Here is a 10,496-nt window from a genome sequence, read left to right as displayed (position 1 = left end):
AGCCAGCCCACTGACCGTCACTGGTCTGACCAATGGGCAGGCTTATACATTTACCGTCACTGCCAGAAACACCGCAGGCTCTGGTGCTGCCTCCACTGCTTCTGCTGCAGTTACACCGAAGGCAAATCAAACCATTACCTTTGCCAATCCCGGTGCACAGAACTTCGGTACTAGCCCAACCCTGACAGCAACCGCCAGTTCCGGACTGACACCCACGTTCAGCTCAATTACAACCGGTGTCTGTACGATCACTTCCGGTGGCGCGTTGACGTTTGTAACGGCCGGCTCTTGTACGATTAATGCCGATCAGGCAGGTAACGGCACTTATCTGGCAGCGACTACCGTCGGCAGAACATTCACTGTTAATGCCGTTGTTCCTGGTGCTCCAACCGGTGCCGTTGGTACAGCCGGAGGTGGACAAGTTTCAGTCGCCTTTACCGCACCAGTCTTCACCGGCGGCAGCGCGATCACAGGTTACACAGTGACTGCGAGTCCCGGCGGGGCGACTGCCAGCGGTGTGGCCAGCCCACTGATCGTGACTGGCCTGACTAACGGAACGCCATACACTTTCACTGTTACGGCAACCAATCTGGCAGGTACTGGCGCTGCCTCCACCGCTTCTGCGACAGTTACACCGAAGGGAACCCAGACCATTACCTTTGCCAATCCCGGTGCGCAAAACTTCGGTACGACACCAACCTTGTCTGCGACTGCTTCTTCCGGTCTGATTCCGACATTCACCTCTTCCACAACCGGTGTCTGTACGATCACTTTCGGTGGTGCGTTGACGTTTGTGACAACTGGCACTTGCACGATTAATGCTGATCAGGCCGGAGACGGCACTTATGGTGCAGCAACGACGGTCAGCAGAACATTTACCGTAAATCCTGTTGTACCGGGTGCGCCTACCGGTGTCGTGGGCACAGCCGGTGCTGCTCAGGCGTCTGTCGCCTTTACTGCACCAGTCTTCACCGGCGGTAGCGCGATCACAGGTTACACAGTGACTGCGAGTCCGGGTGGGGCGACTGCCAGCGGTGTGGCCAGCCCACTGATCGTGACTGGCCTGACTAACGGAACGCCATACACTTTCACAGTTACGGCAACCAATCTGGCAGGTACTGGCGCGGCATCGACGGCATCTACCGCAGTCACCCCGAAAGCGCCTCAGACCATCACGTTTGGCAATCCGGGGACGCAGATTCTCGGCGCACCATTGACGCTGACAGCAACCGCCTCTTCAGGCTTAACGGTGACGTTCACCTCATCGACACCCGGTGTTTGTACTGTGACCCCAGCGGGGGTGGTGACTTACATCTCAGCGGGCACATGTAGTGTGAATGCCGATCAGGCTGGAAACGGATCTTATCTGGCGGCAACCACAGCTAACCAGTCGTTCACGGTTAATCCGCCACCAAGTGGTGTACTGACGTTCGCGACGCCCACATCGGCTTCGGTGCTGCTGGGCAATACGTTGGCGAATCCGGCCACATCCACTTTGATGGGCGGTAGTTATGGTGCGATCAGTTACAGCAGTTCTAATACTGCAGTCGCAACAGTGAGTGCCACCGGGGTGGTGACGCCGGTCAGTGCCGGTACCAGCACGATCACTGCAACCCAGGCGGCGGTTGCAGGGGTGAATGCGCAGGCGACACAGACCTATACGTTGACGGTCATTCCCGGCAGCTACTCGGGGCCCACCTTGCAGGGAGTCGGCGCTGCCAGCATTTCGGGCGCAGGCAGCAGTTCGTGTGGCTTTGCATCCGCCCAATTCACGCCATCCAGCGCTGTCGGAACGCTGCCACCCGGCACCAGCGCAGCACAATCCGCCTTTCAGTTTGACAGTACCAATTGCGGTACGGGTGGCACGGTGACCATCACGGTGACGTACCCGCAGCCATTGCCTTTGGGCACCATGGTCTACAAATATGGCCCTCAAACGCCTGGCGCTGTGACGTCCAGCTGGTTTTTGCTGGCAGGAGCAACGCTGAGTGCTGATCGCATGACCATCACATACACCGTTACAGACAATGGAATCGGCGACTCCAACCCCGCAGTTGGGGTCATTACCGACCCCGTGGTTCCCCTGGTGCCCTTCGTCGGGGGGGGCGCTGCGTCCATCCCCACCTTGGGTGAATATGGACTGGCGCTGCTGGCCGGTCTGATGGGAGTGATGGGGGGTTGGAGCCAGCGGCGGCGAGGCCGCTTGCCTACTCTCGGCTAAAGCAATACCGGAAGCAGGAAGGGGGCGATTCAAATGACGCTCCCTCCCTGCTGATTCCTGATCATCCACTGCGAATCCATCGCGGTTTGATCCATGCTGCGTCGCCGACTTCGAAAACGCACGCGCCGGGAATGTCCGCATCAACACTATCTGCGCCGCCGACTACAGCTTCGACCAAAACACCCCCCCCATGTGGGCGAACAAACCAGTCACGGTTCCTGCGAACTGCGGGTCCAGCACGCCCGCTTGCGTAAAAGCACTTTGGCGCAATTATTGATGGAGAAATGATCGCAAGCGCTTTATTGACAAGCGTTTGCTGCTATCAAATTTAGATTACTCGCGAGCAGAATCGGCGGCGTTGCCCAGCCGCGCGAACTGGTCTTGTCCCCGTCCGTGCGAGGCGCGGCTGGTGCCGCCCTGCCCAGCGCATGCGCAGGGCAGGGCGTTACTGTGGAAGATGTGGACAACAGCATGGATCACGCGCAGGTGGGCGCCGGTCAGCAGATGAACGTCGGCGAAGTCCGCGTGCTGTGGCGATCTCCAGGAGTCCAAAACTTCCACGATCAAAAGAGAGCCGAACTCGCACGATTCAGCTTCTACAGCGAGCGATGCTGGGTAGTCGGTAGCGTCACCGCAGTCGGTATCACCAGCGCCCCCTTGAGCGGTCCTGGGGGCATTGCGTCATCAGGGCATCCAGGGCCTTGAATCTTCATTTGCCGGGTTTGCCGGTTTCTTTTCCTTCCCGCTTTCCTATTTTCCGCACCGCGTTCTGCCGCTCTTTGGGGCGCGGCGGCCCGTTGCAAAGCCCTCGCTCAAACCGATGTTTGCACTACGGCAACCCGGCGGCTTGCTGGCAAGGAATTTAACGTGGGAGCAGGTTGCCAGCCCTCGCCGCAGGCTGGCTGGTGCCAAGTCTCGCGAGTGCTGCGCGCGCCGTAAGGGGGGCGAATTTTCCCCTTTTTTGCCTTCCTTTCCGACCTAACACATATGGACTAGATCGGGTGGAAAGTGCAGATTTTTTCTTGACTTGTATTGCCCATTATTTACATTCATTAACGTTTTGTGATCTTTATGCGCGCCATTTTTCAAATTTGAGGGAACCATGCGATCAATTTTTTCCACCCCGTCGTCTCGGCGTAAGCACTGTTTGGCGGGGCACCGCGGCGCGCAAGGGGGCTTTACGTTGGTGGAATTGGCGGTCGTGCTCGCCGTCATCGGCCTGATCATCGGCGCCGTGGCCATCGGCAAGGACGTGCAGCGCAACGCCGAATACACCAAGATCAAGAACAAGTTCATCGATCAGTGGGAACAGGCTTACAACCAGTACTACCAGCGCACGGGCGTAGTGGTGGGGGACAGCCAGATTTCGCCGCGCATCATGGTCAATGGCGCTGCCTACGTGGCGGCGGACGGCAACCCCACCTCCGGTGGCGACATGGCTGCGCTGGTGCCCGTGGGCGGTGAGCCGCCACCGGTCTGTGCCCACAACCCCGAGCCGGGCGTGATGCGCGTGGACACCCCCTTCGATATCGCCAACAACAACCTGCGCCTGCACATGACCCGCGTGGGCATCCGCATGCCTCCAGGCCGTGCCGAGGGGCAGGAAGACCTCTACGTCTACACCGACACCAACGGCTCTCCGCAGGAAGTCCAGGTGTGCTTTCAATGGAACCGCCCCACCACAGCAGCAGGCGCGGGCAACGTCATGGTCATCTCGGGCCTGACCCCCGACCTGGCCCGGATGCTCGACCAGATGATCGATGGCAAGCCGGACGCCCGCGAAGGCCGCTTCCGCCTGCAGGGCATCGAGAACGTCACCGCCAACGCCCCGGGTGTCGAGTGGTCTGCCAATAACACCTTCGGGCGTGGCGCCACGACCACCACGGCCACCGGCGCGGGCAACACGCGCGACGAAGAGCAGGTCATCACCCTGACCGCTATTTACAAGATGAACCAGTGAAGCAGGGCGAGGGAAACAGCATCATGAACCAAACATTCAAGTACCGCACCCGCCGTCTGCGTTCATCGCGCCAGCAGGGTTTCACGTTGGTGGAGCTGGCCGTTGTATTGGCCGTCATCGGGCTGATCATCGGCGCCGTGGCCATCGGCAAGGACGTGCAGCGCAACGCCGAATACACCAAGGTCAAGAACAAGTTCATCGACCAGTGGGAGCAGGCCTACAACCAGTACTACCAGCGCACGGGTGTGGTGCTCGGCGACAGCCAGACGGCACCACAGAACATGGTGAATGGCGAGCGGTATCTGGCCGGGGGCACACGTTCGGGCCGCGACATGACGGGCGTGACGCCGCCCAACGCCATTTGCCGCGCCGCTGCCGGCCAGGGCATGACGCGGGGCTTCACGGCAGGCACCGACCCCGACCTGCGTGTCCTCATGACGCGCGCCGGCATCCGCATGCCCCCCGGCCGTGCCGAAGGGCTGGAGGACCGCTATGTCTACCTCGACAGCAACGGCAATCCCCAGGAAGTCCAGGTCTGCTTTCAGTGGAACGTGCCGTTGGCCAACGGCTCGGCCGATAACGCAGCGGGTGACGGCGCGGGCAACGTGATGATCATCACGGGCCTGACGCCCGACCTGGCGCGGTCGCTCGACCAGATGATCGATGGCAAGCCCGATGAACGCGAAGGCCGGTTCCGCCGCCAAGGCGTGGCCAACAACGCCGGTGGAAGCGCCATCAACAGTCCCGGCCAGGAATGGCAGGCCACCAACCGCGACTTGATTGCCACCCGCAATGACCGCGCCTTTGACGAAGACCAGGTCGCCATCGTCACCGCCGTCTACCGGATGAACCAGTGAGCGGCCTGTCCGTTTCTCTCATCCACCCCCCAACCGAATCGACATTTCGCCGGAGATTTTCCATGCCAAGAACCAATTCATTTCGCAGGCTGGGCCGCAAGGTGCAGCAGGGCTTCACGCTGGTGGAACTGGCCATCGTGCTGGCCGTGATCGGCCTCATCATCGGCGCCGTGGCCATCGCCAAGGACGTGCAGCGCAATGCCGAATACCAGAAGGTGGTCAACAAGTTCGCCTACCAGTGGAAGATGGCCTATGACCAACACTACCAGCGTACCGGTGTGGTGCTGGGCGATTGCCAGCAGGCGCCCACCTACATGGTCAATGGCTCGGAAACCGAGATTCCGGCCGGCACCAATGCCTGCACGCGCGCGGGCTCCATGGCGGTTGCTGGCATCCCTGAGAACTTCGCCAATCGCGGCCTGAAGATCTGCAGCGGCCAAGGCTATGCAGCCGGCCAGGTGGGCGGGGGCGACGCGGCCCTGGCCACCCAGAATCTGCGCACCCTCATGACCCGCGCTGGCGTGCGCATGCCGCCCGGCCGCGGCGAAGGCCACGAAGACCGCTTCCTGTACATCGACTCGAACGGCAATGCCGTTGAGCTGCAGGTCTGCTTCCAGTGGAACACGTCCGGCACCGCCAGCGGCGCCGGCAACGTGATGGTGATCCGGGGCCTGACGCCCGACCTGGCCCGCTTCATGGACCAGGTGATTGACGGCAAGCCCGACTCACGCGAAGGCCGCTTCCGCATCCAGAGCCGTCCTGCCCACAACGCGGCGACCGAGGCCAACGCGCCGGGAACCCAGTGGGAAGCCAACAACACGGAAGGCAACAACATCGCCAACACGGCCGCGAACAGCGCCATGACCAACAGCGATGCCCGCCAGGCGGTGACCAATACCAGCGGCAATGCCGGCGGCACCGCCACGGGGCGCACCTTTGACGAAGACCGCGTCATGCTGGTGACCGCCCACTGGACGATGGAGCAGTAATTGAACGGCCCCCGTACGCTCAAGCTGGCCGCCCTGGCGCTGGCCACCGCCCTGCTGGGCGGCGGCGCCTGGCTGGCGCAAAGCGGGCTCAAGCGACTGGCTTGGGAGCGCCAGCAATTCGCGCAGCTGCAGCTCGAGCTGGACAACGCGCGCCGCCTGCTGCCCGAAGTGCAGCAGCGCGAGCAACTGGTGCGTTCGCTCAAGGATGTGGCGCAGCAGGTCGAGCGCATGGGCTTCGATCCATCGCGCTGGGGTGAGCGGCGGCTGCGCCGCGCCCAAGGGCCTGCCACCCGTGTGGAGGCGGCCCAATTTCTGGGTGATCTCGGCCGTGGCGGCGCAGGCCAGATCTTTGTTGCCGATGTGTTCGACATCGCCACCGTGTCCCCTGAGGCGGGTCTGTTCCAGCCGCCGCTGGCGGGTGACCAGGGGCTGACTTTCGGTGTCACGGGCACGCTGCACTTCCAGACGGTGTCTGTTTCCCAATCGCCCAGGATGGCTCCATGAGTGCTGAACATGTTTATCGCGTTGCCAGTGCAGGTTGGTTGCACTGCCACGACCATCGGGCGGAAGACATTGCACCCTGGCCCCGGCTTTCGCACCAGGCGCTGGTCGTTCTGGACCTGGACGACGTCTTCACGGATGTCTGGCGATTCGAGGGCAAGGGCGAATACGCGGCTGCCCTGATCGAAAAGCGGGTGCGCACCCAGGGTCTGGTCGACGGGGCCGCCCATATCGTCATTCACCGCCTGGTCAAGCTGCCGGGGGGATTTCAGGCATTCTTTTCCGCGATCTCGCTCGAACTCTGGCAACGCTGCACGCAGTGGGCCGACGAGCAGGCGGACCATTGCCTTGTGTTGATGGCCCCGGGGCTGCTGTGCCACGGCGTGACTTCTGCCAACGCACGGCTGCTGCTGTCCCAGCGGCGGTTGATGTGTTTCGCCGAAACCGAAGAGGGCATGGTTTTTGGCGCCACGCAGGCGCTGGGTTCCGGGTCGTCGGCCATGGCCAGTGCTGCACAGGTGCTGGTGACCAACCACAGTGAGTTGCTGGCCCGGCTTGGGCCCGAGGCAGTGGAGTGGGGCGCCTTGTGGTCCACACAGGTGTCCGATGCCGAGAATTGCCTGGCGGCTCTGAGCGGTGTGCTCGGCGGTGCGCCCACGGTGCTTGCGGCCGAAGAGCTGACGCTGGCTGGCGAGCGCGTGCAGACCGTTATGCCGGCCCTGGCGCATCAGGCCGCGGGGCGCCACGCCCTCAATCCCTTGGCCGAGCGGGTGGCGTGGCGCGCTGAACGCTGGGTGGCGCCGATCACCGCAGTCACGGCCCTGGTGGGGTTGGTGCTGGCGATCGCGGGTGTGCTGGTCGGCCAGATGGCAGACCAGCAGCGCACCGCGGGCCAGGGGCAACGCGCAGAGCTGGTGGCCCTGAACGAGCGCATCCAGGCCGTTGCCACGGTGGAAGCGCCCCAGAAGCTCCTGCCTGTGGCCGAGTTCTCGCGCGTGCTGGACGAAGGCGCGCGGCATGACCCCGTGGCTTTCATGGCGCTGCTGAAGGCAGCGTCGGGAAAAGACGTCCGCATCCAGCGCGTCCATCTCGAGGCGCCTGCCGGTCAAGCCCGTGTGCGGTCGTTCCGTGTGGACGGCGTGATGGCGCCTGGCGCTTCGTCTGCCATGACGCGCTGGGTTTCGCAGCTGTCGGCCGCGGGCTGGTCGCTGAAGGCCGTCGATCCCGCCTCTACCGCGCCTGGCGCCTTTTCATACGAGCTGGTCGCAGCGGCGACAGCATCAGGAAACCCGAAACCATGAAATACGCGGCTTTGCTCTTGAATGGCCTGGCCATTGTGCTGTTGGGCTGGGGGCTGTACGGTGTGCTTCAGCTCAGCCAGTCCCGAACCCCTTCGGTGCGTCCGGTGGTGACCGAGCTCACCCCTTTGCCGGCCGCCCTGCGCAACGACCAGGCACGCGTGGTGGAGGCATTCGGTGCCATGGCACGCATCCAGGCACAGGCTTCGAGCGCCGGAACCGACCCGCAGGGCCTCCTCGCTTTGCCCGTGCCGGGCAGCGATGTGGTCGGCAGCGTGCAGCTGCCGCGCCGTTCGATGTCTTTGCACCTGGACGACCTGGCCGCGCAGACGCAGTCGGTGGTCATCGATGGCCGCCTGGCGCACCAAGGTGCGCGCCTGGATGCGGGCGGCCGTGTGGTGCGGGTGCGCCCCAACGAGGCGGTGGTGTCGGAACGTCTGGGGCGCCAGACGTTGAGCCTGCCCGCTGGCGATTTGCGCGTGGGCACCTTGCGGTGGGCCGATGGCTCGCTGGCGAGCATCAACACCCAGGAGTTCAAGGCGGGTCTTCCGGGCGGCCAGCAGGGCCCCATCAGGAGTCTTCCATGACGAAGCCGACCCGCGCGGGCGCGGTGGGCCGGTGCCGCTGGCTCCGCGCCATGCCCCAGTGCGCCCCCCTTCATGACATTTCAAGAATCACGCGAGTAGCGCCAAGGACAGTGATATGAACCACCCCCCTCTTTTCAAGCCTTTGGCCCTGGTGTGTGCCGCCCTGGTACTGAGCGGTTGTGCCGGCCAGCCACCCCGCAGCGCGTCGAGCCTGCCGCCGCCCGACACCACGGCCGCAGACCAGATGCGTGAACACGCGGTGCAGGAATCGCAGCGGCTGCTCGCACACCAGCAGTTGTTGCTGGCCGAGATGAACAAGCCAGCGCCCACGCCTGTCATTGCGCCTGTGGCCCCGGTGTTCGACCCGCTGGAAGGCAAGCTCATCAATGTGGCGATGTCCAAAGCCAGTATCAGCCAGATCCTGAGCGCATTTGCGGATGCGGGCAACCTGAACCTCATCGTCGACCCCAATGTGCTCAAGGGGGGCCAACTGGCCGACATGTACCTGCGCCAGGTGACGCTGCGCGAGGGCTTCAACGAGGTGCTGCGCACCTACGACGTGGCGGGAGAGTTCCGAGGCAACACCCTGCGCGTGAACCTGACCGAGGAAAAGTTCTTCGCGCTCAACTTCCTGAACACCAAGTCGAGCATCCATATGGGCTCGGGCGGCAATGTGTTCGGCAACAGCAATTCCGGGGGCAGCGGGGGCGGCAGTGGAGGAAGCGGGGGCAGCGGCTCCGGCGCCCAGCAGGGCAGCCTCACGATGGCGGGCTCGGGCGGCGGCAACACCGACCCTTACCTGGAAGTGGAAAGCGCGCTCAAATCGGTGCTCGGCGACAGCGCCCACGAGCGTGCGCTGCAGCAGCAACAGTTGCAGCAGCAGAACATCGCGATGTCGGCCGCGGCTGCCTCGCCCACGTCGGCCTGGATCAGCGGGTCCAACCCCGTCCGTCCGCCGGCCCTGCCGCAGGCGCCGCTGGCAACCATGGGCGAAGACGGCGGCTTCACGCTCAACAAGATGACCGGCACGCTTTACGTCAAGGCACGCCCTTCAAAGATGCGTGCGGTGGAGAAGATGCTGGCCCAGGTGCACAAGGTGCTGGGCAAGCAGGTGTATGTCGAGGCGCAGCTCATCGACGTGCAGCTTTCGGACAATTTCGAATTCGGCGTGGACTGGACCACCCTGCGCAGCCGGCTGGCGGCGGGCTTTGGTTCCTCGCCGATGCAACTTGGCGGCAGCACCGCCACGCTGCCCAATGCGGGCGGCGGCTACCCCGGGCGGGCCATCTCGATCCCTGCCGCGCTGATCGGCAGCGTGGCGGGGCCTGCGCTGGGCGTGTCGTACCAGGGGAGCAATTACGGCATCGTCATCAATGCGCTGCGCTCCTTTGGCAATCTCAAGGTGCTGTCCAACCCCAATGTGCAGGTGCGCAACGGTACGCCAGCGCTGCTGTCGGTGGGGACCAGCTCGCGCTATGTCTCGCAGTCGGCGTCCACGCAGACCGTGCCGGGTGGCGGGGCGTCCACCACCTCTTCGAGCGTGCAGACGGACACCGTGTTTTCCGGCGTGATGGTGGGCGTGCTTCCCATGGTGCGCGACGATGGCCGTATCGAGCTGCTGCTCAACCCGATGCAAAGCGACGTGGATCCGGCCAGCCTGCAGCTGGTCGCCGTGGGCGGCGATAACCTGGTGTCCTTGCCCAAGGTCAGCTACAAGGGCCTGACGACCACCCTCAATGTGGGCGACGGTGACGTGGTGGTGGTGGGTGGCCTGATCGATCAGCGCACGTCCAACAACGATCGTGGAGCACCTGGCGTGTCCGACGTTCCCCTGTTGGGCAAGCTGTTCGGAAACGAGAACAAGGTGCATGGCAGCCGTGAGCTGGTCATTGTTCTGCGGGCGCGCGTGCTATGAGTCTCATCCACGACGCGCTGAAATCCATGGATGCGCCCCACGAGCCAAGGCCGGCGGTGCCGCGCGCGCCAGCGGCGCCGGTGCGTCGCCGGCCGGCATGGCTGGATGCACTGCTGGCGTTTGCCGTGGTGCTTGGAGCGGGCGTTCTGGGCTGGCTGCTGTGGCAAA

At 63.6% G+C, this 10,496-nt stretch carries 9 protein-coding genes; 8 read left to right on the top strand and 1 reads right to left on the bottom strand.

Annotated features, from left to right (window positions below; translation table 11 throughout):
• Positions 1–2,221 (top strand): IPTL-CTERM sorting domain-containing protein (locus tag ACDELDRAFT_RS24205; protein ID WP_005798213.1); only part of this gene is annotated, 2,221 nt, incomplete at its 5' end.
• A 333-nt stretch (positions 2,222–2,554) separates the two neighbouring features.
• On the opposite strand, the gene ACDELDRAFT_RS14790 is transcribed toward ACDELDRAFT_RS24205, so the two are convergent.
• Positions 2,555–2,773, bottom strand: a complete 219-nt coding sequence (locus tag ACDELDRAFT_RS14790) for a hypothetical protein (RefSeq protein WP_232504781.1) — start codon at positions 2,771–2,773, stop codon at positions 2,555–2,557.
• Positions 2,774–3,323: 550 nt separating this feature from the next.
• Here ACDELDRAFT_RS14790 and ACDELDRAFT_RS14785 point away from each other — a divergent pair.
• The 7 genes from ACDELDRAFT_RS14785 (at position 3,324) to mshL (ending at position 10,328) form a co-directional block, all read left to right on the top strand.
• Positions 3,324–4,181: a prepilin-type N-terminal cleavage/methylation domain-containing protein gene (locus tag ACDELDRAFT_RS14785; protein ID WP_005798212.1), complete on the top strand. Its 858-nt coding sequence runs from the start codon at positions 3,324–3,326 to the stop codon at positions 4,179–4,181.
• A gap of 23 nt (positions 4,182–4,204) precedes the next feature.
• A complete protein-coding gene (locus ACDELDRAFT_RS14780; RefSeq protein ID WP_005798211.1) occupies positions 4,205–5,038 on the top strand; it encodes a type II secretion system protein in 834 nt (277 codons plus the stop codon).
• A 62-nt stretch (positions 5,039–5,100) separates the two neighbouring features.
• The gene (locus tag ACDELDRAFT_RS14775; RefSeq protein WP_005798209.1) at positions 5,101–6,027 is read left to right on the top strand and encodes a type II secretion system protein; all 927 of its coding nucleotides are present in this window, start codon (positions 5,101–5,103) and stop codon (positions 6,025–6,027) included.
• Positions 6,028–6,531, top strand: a complete 504-nt coding sequence (locus ACDELDRAFT_RS14770) for a hypothetical protein (RefSeq protein ID WP_005798208.1) — start codon at positions 6,028–6,030, stop codon at positions 6,529–6,531. It begins immediately after the preceding gene.
• Positions 6,528–7,829: a hypothetical protein gene (locus ACDELDRAFT_RS14765; RefSeq protein ID WP_005798207.1), complete on the top strand. Its 1,302-nt coding sequence runs from the start codon at positions 6,528–6,530 to the stop codon at positions 7,827–7,829. Before ACDELDRAFT_RS14770 ends, ACDELDRAFT_RS14765 begins: the two co-directional genes overlap by 4 nt.
• The gene (locus tag ACDELDRAFT_RS14760) at positions 7,826–8,413 is read left to right on the top strand and encodes a hypothetical protein (RefSeq protein WP_005798206.1); all 588 of its coding nucleotides are present in this window, start codon (positions 7,826–7,828) and stop codon (positions 8,411–8,413) included. Before ACDELDRAFT_RS14765 ends, ACDELDRAFT_RS14760 begins: the two co-directional genes overlap by 4 nt.
• Before the next feature lie 115 nt (positions 8,414–8,528).
• Complete coding sequence (gene mshL, locus ACDELDRAFT_RS14755; RefSeq protein WP_005798204.1) at positions 8,529–10,328, top strand: pilus (MSHA type) biogenesis protein MshL; 1,800 nt, start codon at positions 8,529–8,531, stop codon at positions 10,326–10,328.
• Positions 10,329–10,496 lie beyond the last annotated feature (168 nt).

It is taken from the genome of Acidovorax delafieldii 2AN, assembly GCF_000175235.1.
GTDB classification, from domain to species: domain Bacteria; phylum Pseudomonadota; class Gammaproteobacteria; order Burkholderiales; family Burkholderiaceae_C; genus Acidovorax; species Acidovorax delafieldii_B.
This window is presented reverse-complemented; position numbering and strand designations above follow the sequence as displayed.